The organism is Luteimonas campi (assembly GCF_051162505.1).
Classification (GTDB): Bacteria; Pseudomonadota; Gammaproteobacteria; order Xanthomonadales; family Xanthomonadaceae; genus Luteimonas.
Genome location: NZ_JBNWEM010000004.1, coordinates 128457 through 144733 on the forward strand (window position 1 = coordinate 128457; position 16277 = coordinate 144733).

General features: G+C 69.0%; 14 protein-coding genes. 11 read left to right on the forward strand and 3 right to left on the reverse strand.

The features are described from left to right. The first annotated feature begins 19 nt into the window (after positions 1–19). Positions 20–1006 (forward strand): galactofuranose ABC transporter, permease protein YjfF, encoded by a 987-nt coding sequence (yjfF, locus tag ACQYVW_RS13165; protein WP_434947419.1) that lies wholly within the window; start codon positions 20–22, stop codon positions 1004–1006. 72 nt (positions 1007–1078) lie between these two features. Then, positions 1079–3184: a glycoside hydrolase family 43 protein gene (locus ACQYVW_RS13170; protein WP_434947312.1), complete on the forward strand. Its 2106-nt coding sequence runs from the start codon at positions 1079–1081 to the stop codon at positions 3182–3184. 898 nt (positions 3185–4082) lie between these two features. Here ACQYVW_RS13170 and parE read toward each other — a convergent pair. Both parE and ACQYVW_RS13180 read right to left on the reverse strand, forming a co-directional pair. Then, the gene (parE, locus tag ACQYVW_RS13175; RefSeq protein ID WP_434947313.1) at positions 4083–5972 is read right to left on the reverse strand and encodes a DNA topoisomerase IV subunit B; all 1890 of its coding nucleotides are present in this window, start codon (positions 5970–5972) and stop codon (positions 4083–4085) included. Between the two features lie 430 nt (positions 5973–6402). Beyond that, the gene (locus ACQYVW_RS13180; RefSeq protein ID WP_434947314.1) at positions 6403–7272 is read right to left on the reverse strand and encodes a sulfotransferase family protein; all 870 of its coding nucleotides are present in this window, start codon (positions 7270–7272) and stop codon (positions 6403–6405) included. 438 nt (positions 7273–7710) lie between these two features. Here ACQYVW_RS13180 and pyrG point away from each other — a divergent pair, with 438 nt between their 5' ends. The 9 genes from pyrG (at position 7711) to ACQYVW_RS13225 (ending at position 15620) form a co-directional block, all read left to right on the forward strand. Continuing rightward, on the forward strand, positions 7711–9390 hold the full coding sequence (pyrG, locus tag ACQYVW_RS13185; protein WP_434932887.1) for a CTP synthase: 1680 nt from the start codon (positions 7711–7713) through the stop codon (positions 9388–9390). A 140-nt stretch (positions 9391–9530) separates the two neighbouring features. Beyond that, a complete protein-coding gene (gene kdsA / locus ACQYVW_RS13190) occupies positions 9531–10364 on the forward strand; it encodes a 3-deoxy-8-phosphooctulonate synthase (protein WP_434932888.1) in 834 nt (277 codons plus the stop codon). Between the two features lie 571 nt (positions 10365–10935). Beyond that, positions 10936–12222, forward strand: coding sequence for a phosphopyruvate hydratase (eno, locus tag ACQYVW_RS13195; protein ID WP_434932889.1), 1287 nt, complete (start codon positions 10936–10938; stop codon positions 12220–12222). 12 nt (positions 12223–12234) lie between these two features. Further along, a complete protein-coding gene (gene ftsB, locus ACQYVW_RS13200) occupies positions 12235–12564 on the forward strand; it encodes a cell division protein FtsB (RefSeq protein ID WP_434932890.1) in 330 nt (109 codons plus the stop codon). Next, positions 12561–13307: a 2-C-methyl-D-erythritol 4-phosphate cytidylyltransferase gene (gene ispD / locus ACQYVW_RS13205; RefSeq protein ID WP_434947315.1), complete on the forward strand. Its 747-nt coding sequence runs from the start codon at positions 12561–12563 to the stop codon at positions 13305–13307. Before ftsB ends, ispD begins: the two co-directional genes overlap by 4 nt. Then, positions 13304–13756 (forward strand): hypothetical protein, encoded by a 453-nt coding sequence (locus ACQYVW_RS13210; RefSeq protein ID WP_434947316.1) that lies wholly within the window; start codon positions 13304–13306, stop codon positions 13754–13756. The genes ispD and ACQYVW_RS13210 overlap by 4 nt, the downstream gene beginning before the upstream one ends. Next, positions 13753–14232, forward strand: a complete 480-nt coding sequence (gene ispF, locus ACQYVW_RS13215; protein WP_434947317.1) for a 2-C-methyl-D-erythritol 2,4-cyclodiphosphate synthase — start codon at positions 13753–13755, stop codon at positions 14230–14232. Before ACQYVW_RS13210 ends, ispF begins: the two co-directional genes overlap by 4 nt. After that, positions 14229–15305 (forward strand): tRNA pseudouridine(13) synthase TruD, encoded by a 1077-nt coding sequence (gene truD / locus ACQYVW_RS13220; RefSeq protein ID WP_434947318.1) that lies wholly within the window; start codon positions 14229–14231, stop codon positions 15303–15305. Before ispF ends, truD begins: the two co-directional genes overlap by 4 nt. A gap of 90 nt (positions 15306–15395) precedes the next feature. After that, positions 15396–15620, forward strand: a complete 225-nt coding sequence (locus ACQYVW_RS13225) for a hypothetical protein (RefSeq protein WP_434947319.1) — start codon at positions 15396–15398, stop codon at positions 15618–15620. Positions 15621–15662: 42 nt separating this feature from the next. Here the strand turns inward: ACQYVW_RS13225 and ACQYVW_RS13230 are convergent, their stop codons facing one another. Beyond that, complete coding sequence (locus ACQYVW_RS13230) at positions 15663–16202, reverse strand: Smr/MutS family protein (protein ID WP_434947320.1); 540 nt, start codon at positions 16200–16202, stop codon at positions 15663–15665. Positions 16203–16277: the final 75 nt, after the last annotated feature.

Genomic DNA, 16277 nt, shown 5'->3' on the forward strand with positions numbered 1-16277 from the left:
CGCGGTGCCGCTGCGCGCGATGCTGCGCCCGGGCGGGCTGTCGCGACTGTTGCGCGATCCCAGGCTGGTCTCGCTGGCGGTCACCATCGCGCTGTTCACCGGCATGTCGGTGGCCGGCGGCGTGCTGTACGACGGCTTCCTGCGTCCGCAGGTGTTCCTGAACCTGTTCATCGACAACGGCTTCCTGCTGATCGTCGCGGTGGGCATGACCTTCGTGATCCTCACCGGCGGCATCGACCTGTCGGTGGGCGCGGTGATCGCCTTCAGCACCGTGCTGCTGGCCAGCCTGGTGCAGCAGCAGGGCTGGCATCCGCTGCCGGCGATCGCCCTGGTGCTGGCGCTGGGCACGGCCTTCGGCGCGCTGATGGGCGTGCTGATCCAGCGCTACCGGCTGCAGCCGTTCGTGGTGACGCTGGCGGGCATGTTCCTCGCGCGCGGCGCGGCCACGCTGGTGAGCGTGGAGTCGATCGGCATCGACCACGCCTTCCACGTCGCCGTGGCCAGCCTGCGCATCCCGGTGGGCGGTGGCGCATCGCTGTCCGCCGGCGCGCTGATCGCGCTGCTGGTGGTGGCCGCAGGCGCGGTGCTCGCGGGCAGGACCCGTTTCGGCCGCAGCGTGTACGCGATCGGCGGCAGCGAGGCGTCGGCGCGGCTGATGGGCCTGCCGGTGGACAGTACCCTGGTCCAGGTCTATGCCTTGAGCGGCTTCTGCTCCGCGCTGGGCGGGGTGGTCTACACCTTCTACATGCTCAGCGGTTACAGCCTGCATGCGATGGGGCTGGAGCTGGACGCGATCGCCGCGGTAGTGATCGGCGGCACCCTGCTGGCCGGCGGCAGCGGCTACGTGCTGGGCACGGTGTTCGGGGTGCTGGTGCTGGGCCTGATCCAGACCCTCATCGTGTTCGACGGCGGGCTGAGCTCCTGGTGGACGCGCATCGCCATCGGTGCGCTGCTGCTGCTGTTCTGCCTGTTGCAGCGGATTCTGGCGCGACGCAGCGGCGCCTGAGGCGATCGCCGGAACACGGTCGGCAGCTGCGCGCTTGTCGCGGCGCCGGCCACACGACGGAAGGGGACGACGATGAAATCGAGCCTGGCGCTGCTGTCGCTGCTGCTGTGGTCCGCGCTGTGGACGGCCGCTGCGAACCCTGCCACCTGGACGGCCGACAACGGCAACGGCAGCTACACCAACCCGCTGTTCTACGACGAGTTCTCCGACCCGGACCTGATCCGCGTCGACGACTGGTTCTACATGACCGGAACCACCATGCATGCGGTACCGGGCCTGCCGCTGCTGCGGTCGCGCGACCTGGTGAACTGGGAGTTCGTGTCCTACGCGATGCCGTCGTTCCCCGACGGGCCGGAGTACCGGCTGGAGGACGGGCAGGACCTGTACGGGCAGGGAATCTGGGCGCCGGTGCTGCGCTACCGCGACGGCCGCTTCCACATCTTCTCCAACATCAACGAGCGCGGCGTGCACGTGTTCACCGCCACCGATCCGGCGGGCCCGTGGACACGCTCGGTGATCGACCGCAACCTCCACGACCTGTCGGTGCTGTTCGACGACGACGGGCGCGTGTGGGCGGTGTTCGGCTACAACGAGGTGCGGCTGATCGAACTGGAGCCGGACCTGTCGGGCGTGATCGAGGGCAGCGAGCGGGTGCTGATCCCGGCCGGCAACGGCATGGGAGAGGGACACCACTTCTACAGGGTGGACGGCCGCTACTACATCATCAGCGCCAACTACGCGCCGGTGGGACGGATGCAGGCCGCGCGCGCCGACAGCCTGGACGGGCCGTGGGAGACGGTGGCGATCAGCGCCAGCGAAACCATGGGCTTCCAGCGCGGCTGGTGGGAGGACGGCGTGGGTCAGCGCTCGCCGATCCCCACCGACGGCGCGGTGTTCTCGGCGCACAAGCCCGCCCCGAACGCGCTCGGCGCGGTGCCGCTGCACCAGGGCGGCATCGTGCAGACGCAGGACGGGGCGTGGTGGGGCTTTTCGATGATGGACCTCAAGTCCATCGGTCGCACCACCTTCCTCTCGCCGGTGACCTGGCATGAGGGCTGGCCGTATTTCGGACTGCCCGGCAACCTCGGGCGTTCTCCGCGCACCTGGCTCAAGCCGCGTGTGGAGGCCAAGGTGGCGCCGCACGCGCCGTACGCGCGCAGCGACGATTTCTCCGCGAGGGTGCTGCAGCCGGTCTGGCAGTGGAACCATCAGCCCCTGGATGGCAAGTGGTCCTTGAGCGAACGTCCCGGCCACCTGCGCCTGCATGCGCAGCCGGCGGCCAGCTTCCTGCATGCACGCAACACGCTGACCCAGCGGGTCATGGGACCGGAAGCGACGGCGACGGTGGCGCTCGATGCGGCCGGCCTTCAGCCGGGCGACGTTGCCGGGCTGGGGCTGCTCAACATGCCCGCCGCCTGGCTGGCGGTGGTGCAGTCGGACGCCGGTCGCGTATTGCGCTGGTACTCGCAGCTGGACGGGCGCCACGTCGACGTGCCATTGACGGCGCCGCGGGTGCACCTGCGCGTGCGCGGCGACCACGACGAGGACCTGGCCCGGTTCGCCTGGAGTGTCGATGGCCGGCGCTTCCACGACATCGGCGAGCCGGTGCGGCTGCCCTATCAGCTCAAGACCTTCCAGGGCACGCGTTACGCGTTGTTCGCCTACGGCAGTGCTGGACGCGAGGGTGGCCACGCCGACTTCGACCGCTTCGATCTGGTCGAACCGTTGGCCGACCGTTCGCGCAACGTGCCCTATGGCCAGGTGATCGCGCTGTCCAACCTAGGCGACGACAGCGTCGCTGCGGTCCATGCGCTGGGCGTGCTGCATCCGGTAGCAGCGGATGCCGATGCTGCGGCAACTCCCGGAGCGCGCTTTCGCGTGCACGACCGCGGTGCGGGCCAGGTTGCGCTGGAGGCAATGGACGGCAGCGGTTTCCTCACCGTGGTCGGCATCGGCCTGTCGGCCGACGTGCGGCTGCTGCCGGAGCACCCGCTCGACAGCCGCTTCATGTGGCAGGACCTGCTACGCGGCGAGTTCATGCTGCTGTCGATGAAGACCCATCGCTATCTCGGCATCCTGCCGGGTAGCGGAGAGCCCTACGGGGCGGATCGTCCCGGACCGCAACCGGACCGGAAGGACGGGGCCGTCATGCGGTGGCGCTCGGTGGCCGGGGAGTGAGGTTGCTGGTGTTGCTCGCCAGCGACAATGTGCGGGGGGCGCCCGGTGTTGGAGGGTCCAGGGCGCCTGGTGGGTTCCAACAGCCCTGGGGCGCGTCGCGGTCGCGCGCAGCGCCGGGTGTGGAGGCCCCTGGGTACGAATGTCCCCCGGCGTCGGCCTGCGGCCAACGCCTCCTCCTTGATTTCGTACCCAGGGGCCTCCGCACCCCGCGTGATCCACCGTGGAGGGCTGGCGAAAAAACGAAGGCGAGACAGCGCTACCGATCCTCGGTCGACGCACATTCCTAGCCTGCGAGCAGGCAGCGTGCAGGAGCCGGTCAGCAAATCAGCCAGTCAAGCCAGTCAGCCAGTCAGCCAGTCAGCCAGTTAGCGCAAGTGGACGGGGCCGGGTGAACGGAGCCGGCGTTGCGGAGCAGGCGAGCCGTGGTGCGGGCGGGAGGCCTCTGCGGCGAAATCAAGGGGGAGGCTGTCGCCGGCAGGCGGCAGCCGGAGGACATTCGCCGCAGAGGCCTCCCGGTCGCGGCGCGGCCCTTCCGAAGCAATGCTCTTTCCCGCGTGACCAGCTCGCGGGCTCCGGACGCGAGTGCATTCGACCGCCTGGCCGCGACCTCCACGGTGCCCAAGCGCTCTGGTCCAGCCGCGCGCCCCGAGCCCAGCGGACAGGGATGGAGCCGTCCGGTCGGTGGCATGGACGGCTAGCCCAGGCAGTTGTTCCAGCCGCGCTGCCAGGATCATTCGGCCGCGGCACGAATGAGGCCGTCGCCACGGCCCGCCTCAACGGAGCACCGGCGTCAGACCTCCACCATCAGTTCGCCCTTCTGCTCGAGCCGCGCCGCCGGAATCATCCCGCTGCGACACCAACAAGGCCGTCCACGGCCCGTGCAAATGAAGCGCCTGCGTCAGACTTCCAGCGTCGCCAAGTCGCCCTTCTGCTCCAGCCAAGCCTTCCGATCGGAAGCCCGCTTCTTCGCCAGCAGCATGTCCATCAGACCGCGGGTCTCGACATCGTCGTCGACGGTCAGCTGCACCAGCCGACGCGTGTCCGGGTGGATGGTGGATTCGCGCAGCTGCGAGGGATTCATCTCGCCCAGGCCCTTGAAGCGCGTCACGTTGACCTGGCCCTTGAGCTTCTCCCGCGCGATCTTCTCCAGCAGCAGCCGCTTCTCTTCCTCGTCCAGCGCGTAAAACACCTGCTTGCCCACGTCCACGCGGAACAGCGGCGGCATCGCCACGAAGATATGGCCGGCCCGCACCAGCGCCGGGAAATGCTGCAGGAACAGTGCCGAGAGCAGGGTCGCGATATGCAGGCCGTCGGAGTCCGCGTCGGCCAGGATCACCACCTTGCCGTAGCGCAGGCCGGAGATGTCGTTCTTGCCCGGATCGCAGCCGATCGCCACGGCCAGGTCATGGACCTCCTGCGAGGCCAGCACGCCGCCGGAGGCCACTTCCCAGGTGTTGAGGATCTTGCCGCGCAGCGGCAGGATCGCCTGGAAATCCTTGTCGCGCGCCTGCCGGGCGCTGCCGCCGGCGGAGTCGCCCTCGACCAGGAAGAGTTCGGTGCGCGACAGGTCCTGGCTGATGCAGTCGGCCAGCTTGCCGGGCAGGGCGGGGCCCTGGGTGACCTTCTTGCGGACGATCTGCTTCTCGGTCTTGAGCCGCGCGCTGGCCCGCTCGATCGCCAGCTGCGCGATGCGCTCGCCCAGCTCCACGTGCTGGTTGAGCCACAGGCTGAAGGCATCGTGTGCGGCGCCCTCGACGAAGCCAGCAGCCTGGCGCGAGGACAGCCGCTCCTTGGTCTGGCCGCTGAACTGGGGGTCGGTCATCTTCATCGACAGCACGAAGGAGACGCGATCCCACACGTCCTCCGGTGCCAGCTTCACCCCGCGCGGCAGCAGGTTGCGGAAGTCGCAGAACTCGCGCAGCGCATCGGTGAAGCCGGTACGCAGCCCGTTGACGTGGGTGCCATGCTGCGCCGTGGGGATGAGGTTGACGTAGCTCTCCTGCACCAGCTCGCCTTCCGGCACCCAGGCCACCGCCCAGTCCACCGTCTCGGTGTCCTTGCGCAGCACGCCGACGAACAGTTCCGGCGGCAGCAGCTCGCGCCCGGCCAGTTCGCCCCGGAGGTAGTCGCGCAGGCCGTCCTCGAAATACCAGCGATCGCGCTCGCCGGTGGCCTCATCGAACAGGGTGACGGTCAGGCCGGGGCAGAGCACCGCCTTGGCCCGCAGCAGGTGGCGCAGGGCGCGCACGCTGAACTTCGGGCTGTCGAAGTACTTCGGGTCGGCCCAGAACCGCACGCGGGTGCCGGTGTTCTTCTTCCCGACCGTTCCCACGACCTCCAGCGGCGTGGCGCGGTCGCCGTCGCGGAAGGTGATGCGGTGTTCCTGGCCCTCGCGCTTGATGTGCACCTCGACCAGGGTGGACAGCGCGTTGACCACGCTCACGCCCACGCCGTGCAGGCCGCCGGAGAAGGTGTAGTTCTTGTTGCTGAACTTGCCGCCCGCGTGCAGGCGGGTGAGGATCAGCTCCACGCCGGGGATTTTTTCTTCCGGATGGATGTCCACCGGCATGCCGCGGCCGTCGTCGGACACCTCGCAGCTGCCGTCGCGGAACAGCGTCACCGAGATCTCGCGCGCGTGCCCGGCCAGCGCCTCGTCCACCGAGTTGTCGACGACCTCCTGCGCCAGGTGGTTGGGCCGCGTCGTGTCGGTATACATGCCCGGACGGCGTTTGACCGGGTCCAGGCCGGAGAGGACTTCGATGTCGGCGGCGTTGTAGCGGGAATTCATCGACGGGTGCGTGGGCGGTACAGCGAGGCGCGCAGGATGCGGGCCGGGGGATTCGCGGTCAAGCATGCGCCTGTGCCTTCGCGGGAGCCGGGACAGGGTTCGATGCCATCGGGGAGGGTCGAATGCCGCCGCGATGCGGAAAAACCATTCCTCGCCGTCCAGAGGGTGAGGTTCGGGATGCCATTCCGGCACACTAATCCAAAGTGAAGCGGTGGCCAGGTAACTTGAACCCGCCCCACTGCGGTCCATGGCTGGCTACCCGGTACAAAGGCTGTTCACCGGTATCGACAGGGCCGCAGCGTTAACTGTGATCTCTCAGTAGATTCTGACCGGGCTTGTGCGGTGCGGGTTGGGTCGGCACTCCCGCTCTCTGGTATCACTCTGAATCGCCAGCAACTGCCCAGAAACACCCTCGGCCCCAATGCGGGGCTCAGATCACATAGCCCAACGAGGCGACGTAGGCCAGGTCGGAAGGATCGAAGTCGTTCACGCACGATTCTCGTCTGGCAGGCGGCTTGAGTGCCGGTAGCGCGGCAACGATGTCCTCCGGAGGGTATCCGAGGAACCGGCCCAGCCGCGCCACGGTGTCTTCCGGGTCCCGGCAGAGACTATCGAAGTCGAGCCACAACATGCGCTCCGGGTTGCGTGCGAGCAGGTCCTGCATGCGACGGTGCACCCGGCACCAATAGGCGAGCGAGCGCCCGGGCGTGGCAGGGCCGTCCTCGCCGAGTACGCGCGGGCCCCAGAGGCGGAGTTGGTTCTGGTTGCTGCTCGAGGCCATTTGAACGCCATTGCGCACCACATGGATGTAGCGCAGTTCGGGAAGCCGCTGCCAGAGCCGTTCGATGACAATGTGGGTATTGGGCTCCTTCCATCCCCACCTGCGACCTTGGGCAGGCCGTCGCGAGGCCTCGATCAGCGAAACGGCCCGCGCCTCCAACCAGCGGGCAGGATGTTGCGCCCGTTCGCGGGCCGCGAGCGAGCGAACCAGCGACGCAGCGGCCGGAAGTAGCGGCGCGCCTTGAGTCAGCCCCGCGACGAAAATGTTGGTCAATGCGTCGAAATCGGCTTCCGAACAGTCGAGCACCTCCTCACGTTTGAACAACAACGTGAACCACAACGTGTCCGACGCGTCATTCAGGTCTGTCCCGATGTGGATACCCAGGTTGTCTATCAGCTCAGCGACTACTCGGGTGCCACTTCCTCCCACGCCACCAATCGCGACGGGCGCGCGAACTCCACCGTTGCTGTAATGCTCTTCCAACATGCAGCCCTCAGTTGCTCTGGCGGTGTTGCGCATTCGGCATCCCCTCGACTCCCCGCCTCGCGAAGATTATCGCTTGGCGCAGGGTCAACACCCTTGCCCAGCCATTTATAGTCCGACTACTCTCGCCTCGGCACGACCAGTAGGACTCCTCTGCTCTCGGCCGGCTGCTCGTAGGGCTGGGGATCGGGTGAGGGCTGCAAGAAGGCGGGCGCGTGCGCATGGGTATCTCAGCGCAGGAAAGGAGTCTAAAGGGAAAGGTGCCAGCCGTTCACCTTGTGAAGAATTGTGCCGCATAGAGGACGGTGACAGGCGGCCCGGAACGTCTCCTGACGAGGCGCCGTGCCCGACATTCAGGCCGGGATCCATTCTACGAGGCGCAACCGGCCGCGAGCGGACCCTTGTTCGTGCGGGGGCTAGGTACCGGACGTCCAGACCTGTAGAATGGGGCTTTCCAGCGGGTGCCCACTCCCCATGACTTCCCCCGGTTCCGTCACTCCCCTCGTCTTCGTCACCGGAGGCGTGGTGTCTTCGCTCGGCAAGGGCATCGCGGCGGCTTCGCTGGCCGCGATCCTGGAGGCCCGCGGCCTGCGGGTGACGCTGATGAAGCTGGATCCGTATATCAACGTCGATCCCGGCACGATGAGCCCGTTCCAGCACGGCGAGGTCTACGTCACCGACGATGGCGCCGAGACCGACCTCGACCTCGGCCACTACGAGCGCTTCATCAACGTCCGCCTGTCGGGCAGGAACTCGATCACCACCGGCAAGATCTACGAGGCGGTGATCCGCAAGGAGCGCCGCGGCGATTACCTTGGCGCCACCGTGCAGGTGATCCCGCACATCACCGACGAGATCAAGCGCTGCATCGATGCCGCCACCCAGGGCTTCGACGTGGCCCTGGTGGAGATCGGCGGCACCGTGGGCGACATCGAATCGCTGCCGTTCCTGGAGGCGATCCGCCAGATCCGCACCGAGCGCGGCCAGGACAAGGCCCTGTTCATGCACCTGACCCTGGTGCCGTACATCGCCGCCGCCGGCGAGCTCAAGACCAAGCCCACCCAGCACTCGGTCAAGGAGCTGCGCTCGATCGGTATCCAGCCCGATGTGCTGGTCTGCCGCAGCGAACAGCCGCTGCCCGACGGGGAGCGGCGCAAGATCGCCTCGTTCACCAACGTGTCCGAGAAGGCGGTGATCTCGGCGGTCGACCTGGACAACATCCACAAGCTGCCGATGTGGCTGCACGCGCAGGGCCTGGACGCGCTGGTGGTCGAGCGCCTGCAGCTCGGCGACGCGGCCGCGCCCGCCGACCTGTCCGAATGGCTTGCGGTGGTGGACGCCAGCGAGCATCCGATCGACGAGGTCGACATCGCGGTGGTGGGCAAGTACGTCGACCACAAGGACGCCTACAAGTCGGTGGGCGAGGCGCTGCGGCACGGCGGCATCCGCCAGCGCACGCGGGTGAACCTGCACTGGATCGAATCGCAGGACATCGAGCGCGATGGCGCGGACAAGGCGCTGGGCAAGGTCGACGGCGTGCTGGTGCCCGGCGGCTTCGGCGACCGCGGCTTCGAGGGCAAGGTGCTGGCGGCGCAGCACGCGCGCGAGCAGGGCATCCCGTACTTCGGCATCTGCTACGGCATGCAGGCGGCGGTGGTGGATTTCGCCCGCCACGTGGCCGGCCTGGAGGGCGCCAACAGCACCGAGAACGACCGCCAGAGCCCGCATCCGGTGATCGGCCTGATCACCGAATGGCGCACCAGCTCGGGCGATGTCGAGAAGCGCGACGAGAAGTCCGACCTCGGCGGCACCATGCGCCTGGGCCTGCAGGAGCAGCGGATCAAGCCCGGCACGAAGGCGCGCGAACTGTACGGCAAGGACGTGGTCGGCGAGCGTCACCGACACCGCTACGAGTTCAACAACCGCTATCGCACCCAGCTCGAGGATGCCGGGCTGGTGATCTCGGCCAAGTCGATGGACGACCTGCTGGTGGAGATGATCGAACTGCCGCACCACCCCTGGTTCATCGCCTGCCAGGCGCACCCCGAGTTCCTGTCCACCCCGCGCAATGGCCACCCGCTGTTCGTCGGCTTCATCCGCGCCGCACGCGAGCAGAAGGCGGGCGGCAAGCTGCTGAAGGAAGCCAAGGCGTGATCCCCGATGCCGCGTTCGCGCATGAACGCGCGGTCGATGGCGGTGCCCGGGTCCTTCGCACGCTGGCTGGATGCCGGTAGTTTGGGTATCCCGCCCATTCCAGTCGTCCGCGAAATCCGCGGCCAAACCAAGGCCTTTCCATGAATCTGTGCGGTTTCAACGTCGGTCTCGACCAGCCCTTCTTCCTGATCGCCGGCCCCTGCGTGATCGAGTCCGAACAGCTGCAGCTGGATGTCGCCGGCAGGCTGAAGGAGATCACCGGCAGGCTGGGGATCAACTTCATCTTCAAGTCGAGCTTCGACAAGGCCAATCGCACCTCCGGCACCAGCTTCCGCGGTCCGGGCATGGAAGAGGGCCTGCGGGTGCTGTCCGAGGTGCGCCGCCAGCTGGGCGTGCCGGTGCTGACCGACGTGCACGAGTACACGCCGATGGACGAAGTGGCCTCGGTGGTCGACGTCCTGCAGACGCCGGCCTTCCTGGTGCGCCAGACCGATTTCATCAAGAAGGTCTGCAGCGCCGGCAAGCCGGTGAACATCAAGAAGGGCCAGTTCCTCTCACCCTGGGACATGAAGCCGGTCGTGGAGAAGGCGAAGTCCACCGGCAACGAGCAGATCATGGTCTGCGAGCGCGGCGCGTCCTTCGGCTACAACAACCTGGTCTCGGACATGCGCTCGCTGAGCGTGATGCGCGACACCGGCTGCCCGGTGGTGTTCGATGCCACCCACTCGGTGCAGCTGCCGGGCGGGCAGGGCAACTCCAGCGGCGGCCAGCGCGAGTTCGTGCCGGTGCTGGCCCGGGCCGCGATCGCGGTCGGCGTGGCCGGCGTGTTCGCCGAAACCCACCCTGATCCGTCGAAGGCCCTGTCCGACGGCCCCAACGCCTGGCCGCTGGACCGCATGGAAGGCCTGCTGGAGACCCTGCTGGAGCTCGATGCGGTGACCAAGCGCCACGGTTTCGCGGAGCTCGCGCTCTAGGCCCCGGGGCATCGCCTCGCGGCACGTCGATTCCGGAGCCGGCCGTCCGCCGGTTTCGTTGCTCTCTCCGCGCCCGCTTCGGCCTGCTCCCTGAATGCGCGGAGCAAAATGTGGCTGCCGGTTCCTGGTGTGCCCTTGCTGGACCGCCAGCCATCTTCGCAGCGGCGCTGCGGGGGCTGTTGACGCGAAATCTGAGGAGGCAGCGGCCTGCGCCGCTGCCGGGGGCGTCGCGTCTGCAGCCCCGCAATGCCGATCTTTGCGGCCTGATCGCCTGCGGCACGGTGCGATAGTCGACGTGGGCGGCCTGAGCGCCTGCGGAGGGAGGGTGCGGCTCGATCGTTGACCGGTGATCCGGCAAGCGCCGCCCGCGCCCCGTCGCGCCACCTGTCCGTGGCCGCGACTCGCCGATGCCCGCAGTCCGGCTGCCGCACCCGAGGCCGCCGCGACCGGATGCTTTCCCCGGCAACGAAGCTCCACGCCCGCAGGGCGAGGGCAGCGGGGAAATCCGGCAACGCCCGCCTCGCTCCGTTAAACTCACGGCCGACTCCACCCACCGGACGTTTGCGCCTCCATGACCAGCATCGCCAGGATCCACGCCCGCGAAATCCTCGACTCCCGCGGCAACCCCACCCTCGAAGCCGAAGTCACGCTCGCCGATGGATCCTTCGGTCGCGCAGCCGTGCCCTCTGGCGCGTCCACCGGCGCCAAGGAAGCGGTCGAACTGCGCGATGGCGACAAGACGCGCTACCTCGGCAAGGGCGTGCAGAAGGCCGTCGGCAACGTCAACGGCACGATCGCCGAGACGCTGGCCGGTTTCGATGCCGCCGACCAGGCCGGGCTCGACAAGCGGCTGATCGACCTCGATGGCACCGAGAACAAGGGCCGCCTCGGCGCCAACGCCCTGCTCGCCGTGTCGATGGCCAACGCCCACGCGGTGGCCGCGTCGAAGAAGTTGCCGCTGTGGCAGCACCTGGCGGGTGGCCGGGCGCCGGTGCTGCCGGTGCCGATGATGAACATCATCAATGGCGGCGCGCACGCCGACAACAACGTCGATTTCCAGGAGTTCATGGTGCTGCCGGTGGGCTCGGCCTCGTTCTCCGAGGCGCTGCGCTGCGGCACCGAGATCTTCCACGCGCTCAAGTCGGTGCTCAAGGGCCACGGGCTCAGCACGGCGGTGGGCGACGAGGGCGGTTTCGCGCCCGATTTCCGCAGCAATGTCGAAGCGCTCGATACCATCCTCGAGGCCATCGGCAAGGCCGGCTACAGCGCCGGCGACGACGTGCTGCTGGGCCTGGACGTGGCCTCCAGCGAGTTCCACGACAACGGCAAGTACAACCTGGTCGGCGAGAACAAGCGCCTGACCAGCGAGCAGTTCGTCGACTTCCTCGCCGACTGGGCCGCGCAGTACCCGATCGTCACCATCGAGGACGGCATGGCCGAGGACGACTGGACCGGCTGGAAGCAGCTCACCGACCGCGTCGGCGGCAAGGTCCAGCTGGTCGGCGACGACCTGTTCGTGACCAACCCGAAGATCTTCAGGGAAGGCATCGACAGCGGCACCGCCAACGCCATCCTCATCAAGGTCAACCAGATCGGTACGCTGACCGAGACCCTGGAGGCGATCGCGATGGCGGACGCCGCGAAGTACGCCGCGATCGTCTCGCACCGCTCCGGCGAGACCGAGGACACCACGATCTCCGACATCGCCGTGGCCACCACCGCCACCCAGATCAAGACCGGCTCGCTGTGCCGCAGCGACCGCGTGGCCAAGTACAACCAGCTGCTGCGCATCGAGGAACAGCTTGGAGCGGCGGCGAAGTACGCGGGCCGCGACGCCTTCGTCTCGCTCAAGCGCTGACGGATCGCCACCATGCGCTGGTTGCGCATACTGCTGCTGGCGCTGGTGGTGGTGCTGGGGATCCTGCAGTACCGGCTGTGGTTCGGCGATGGCGGCCGGCCTGCGGTCGAGGCGCTGGACACGCGTGTTCGCGAGCAGCGCAGGCAGAACGAGGGCTTGGCCCAGCGCAATGCCGCGCTGGCGGCCGAGGTGGCGGATCTCAAATCCGGCGAAGCCGCGATCGAGGAACGTGCGCGCAACGAGCTGGGCATGATCCGCCCGGGCGAGACCTTCTACCGCGTGGTCGACGACGAGCGCCGGCCTGCACCGCAGCCCGAGGTAGAAAGGGAGGAGGCGCCGTGAGTCCCGACAGCCTGGTGACGGCCGCGCATGCCGCGCAGGTCTGGGCGATCGTGCCTGCGGCCGGGCGCGGGCAGCGGTTCGGGGGCGCGCTGCCCAAGCAGTACGTGGAGGTGGCCGGGCGCCCGCTGATCGCGCATGCGCTGCACGCGCTGTTGTCGCACCCGGCTGTGTGCGGCGCGGTGGTGGCGCTGGCTGCGGACGACGCGTGGTGGCCAGGCTGGAGTTCATTGGAGGGCAAGCCGCTGCTTCGCGTGGAAGGCGCGGCCAGCCGCGCCGGTTCGGTGCTCGCCGCACTGGAGGCGCTGCCCGCGCAGGTCCGGGCGGACGAATTCGTGCTGGTGCACGACGCGGCCCGTCCCAATCTCGGCCACGCGGACCTGGGCGCGCTGCTGGAACGCGGCCGCGGCGACCCGGTGGGCGCGATCCTCGCCGCGCCCGTCCGCGATACCCTCAAGCGCGCGGGCGACGACGGCGGCATCGACGCCACCGAGCCGCGTGAGCGGCTCTGGCGCGCCCTGACACCACAACTGTTCCGTCGCCTGCAGCTCACGCGCGCGCTGGAAGCCGCGCGCGACGCCGGGGTCGAGGTCACCGACGAGGCGATGGCGATGGAGCGGCAGGGCATGCGTCCGCTGCTGGTCGAAGGCGACGAGGACAATTTCAAGATCACCACCGGCAGCGACCTTGCGCGGTTCGAGTTCCTGCTGTCGCGACGCGCAACCGGTGGGACGACGACAGCATGAGACGTCTCGCGACACTGGCGCTGGCGGCGATGGCCTCGTTGCTTGCCTCCACGACCGCCTCGGCGCAGGCGCCGGCGGACGGCCTGGAAGCCTGCGTGGTAGCCGCGGCCGGCGCCGACGACAGGCGCGTGCTGGCCCGGTGGATGTTCTCGGCGCTTGCGCTGCATCCCGACCTCGCCGACATGTCCGGCGTCAGCGACACGCAGCGCGACGATGCAGGCAGAAGGATGGCTGAGGTGCTGGAGCGTTTCCTGACAGTGGACTGCGCCGAACAGGCGGCTTCGGCCTTGCGCTCCGGCGGAGCGGAGATGGCGTTCCATCGCGCGTTCCTGCGCGTCGGCCAGCTGGCGGGCGAAAGCCTGTTCAACGATCCACGCGTGGCCGCCGCCGGGGACGAGGTCGTGAACCATGTCGATATCCAACGTATTACCGAGTTGCTGAAGCCATGAACATCCGCATTGGACAGGGTTACGACGTCCACGCCTTTGGCGAGGGCGACCACCTGATGATCGGCGGCGTCCGCGTGCCGCACGAGCGCGGCGTGCTGGCGCACAGCGATGGCGACGTGGTACTGCATGCGCTGTGCGACGCGATGCTGGGCGCGCTGGCGCTGGGCGACATCGGCACCCATTTCCCACCCTCGGACGCGCGCTGGAAGGGCGCCGACAGCCGCGTCTTCCTGCGCCACTGCGACGCGCTGCTGCGCGAGCGCGGCTGGCAGGTGGGCAATGCCGACGTGACCGTGGTCTGCGAACGGCCGAAGATCGGTCCGCATGCGCAGGCCATGCGCGCGCAGATCGCCGCGGACCTCGGCATCGACGTCGAACAGGTGAGCGTCAAGGCCACCACCAGCGAGCGCCTGGGCTTCACCGGGCGGGGCGAGGGCATCGCCGCGTTGGCGGCCTGCCTGCTCGTGCGCGGATGAGCGAGGCGCAGGAGGGATTGCCGCGGGCGCATGGCGCGCCCGTGCTGCAGGCGCGCTTCCGCCAGGCGCCGGAAGATTTCATCGTCGAGGAACTCGACGCATTCGAAGCCAGCGGAGCTGGAGAGCACCTGCTGCTGACCGTCGAGAAGCGTGCGCTCAATACCGCCTTCGTCGCCCGCAGGATCGCGCAGTGGGCCGGCGTCGCCGAGGCGGCCGTGGGTTTCGCGGGGATCAAGGATCGCCACGCGCTCACGCGCCAGCGTTTCACGGTGCAGTTGCCAGGCCGCGATGCGCCGTCGCTGGACCAGCTGGCGTTCCAGGACGCCGCCACGGGCGAGGCGCTGCGCGTGCTCGACGCCGTGCGCCATGCGCGCAAGCTGCCGCGCGGCGCGCTGGCCGGCAACCGCTTCGTGCTGGTGCTGCGCGACGTGCGAGGCGAGCGCGAGGCGGTGGAGTCGCGGTTGCGCGCGATCCGCGACCGCGGCGTACCCAACAGCTTCGGCGGGCAGCGCTTCGGACACGGCGGCGGCAACGTCGGCAAGGCGCTGGCAATGTTCAGCGGCCGCCGCGTGCGCCGCGAAGAGCGCTCGATGCTGCTGTCGGCCGCGCGCTCGGCGCTGTTCAACCGGGTGCTCGCCGCACGCGTGGCCGCGGGCAACTGGGACCAGGCACTCGACGGCGAGGTGTGGATGCTCGATGGCAGCCGCAGCGTCTTCGGCCCGCAGCCGTTCGATGAGGCGCTCGCGGCGCGACTGGCCGCATTCGACATCCACCCCACGGCGCCGCTGTGGGGCCGCGGCGATCTACGCAGCGCCCAGGCCGCGCACGCTTTGGAAACCGCTGCGCTGGACGAGCCGGTGGCCTTGCGCCTGCGCCAGGGGCTGGAATCTGCCGGGCTTCGGCAGGAGCGCCGCGCGACCCGGCTGCGGGTGGAAGGACTCGACTGGACCTGGCCGGGCGACGACGCGCTGCAGCTGCGTTTTTCGCTGCCGGCCGGCAGCTACGCAACGGGCGTGCTGTTCGAGCTGGGCACTGTGGAGGATGCCGCGGCGGGCGACCATCCGTCGGAATGACGGCGTCGGCACTGGCGCCGGCACCAGCCTGGCGGGATTCTGACGATGGCGCCGCGGCATGGTGCCCGGCGCCGGAACGGGAGTGCCGCCATGAACGCAGCCCTTCGTACCCTGTTGGTGCTGGTGGCGTTGGTCGGAATCACCGCCTGTGCCAGTACCCCCGATGCCGCGCATCGGGCCGCGGATCCCCCGCGACCAGGCAGCCTGGTGGTCGACGATGCTTACGTCGCGCGCGTCGAGCAGCTGGCCAGCCGTCGCAGCATGGACGTGCACTGGGTCAATCCACCGCTGCGGCGGACAGGGCCTCGCCGCTGAGCCGCTCGGCCGCGCTGGCGGCCCCGGCAAGGCAGCGGCGGCTCAGCGCCGCTTGAGCAGCACCAGCACCGCGCCCGTGCCCCCTTGCGCGGGCGGCGCGGAATGGAACGCCAGCACATCGCTGCGCTGGCGCAGCAGCCGGTCGACCAGGTTCTTCAGCACCGGGATCCCGCCGGATCCCAGCCCCTTGCCGTGGATCACGCGCACGCAGTGCGCACCGCGGTCGCGCGCGTCGAGCAGGAAGGCGCGCAGCAGGGCTTCGGCGCCCGCGGCGGTCGCGTGATGCAGGTCCAGTTCGTCCTGCGCCGCGTACTGGCCCTGGGCCAGGCGCTTGAGTACGCGCGCGGGCACCTCGTCGCGGCGATGGCGCAGCGTGTCGCCGGCCTCCACCGTGTCCGGGCCGAGCATGCGCTGGAACTCGCTCAGCGCCTCGGCCTCGTCCAGCTCGGCCATGCGGGTGCCCGGGCGCGGGCGGGGCCGCTGCGGAGGCGCCTCGGCAGGGGGCAGTTCGCGCACCGGGCCGATCGCGGCGCGGAACAGCGCCGCATCGTCGTCGTCCGGCGGCTTGCGATCATGGCTCATGCGGTCAGTATGCCGCGCAGCGGTGCGCGCGTCCGTCATCGCGCGCATCCGGTATCATGCATCCGGTCTCGGCAA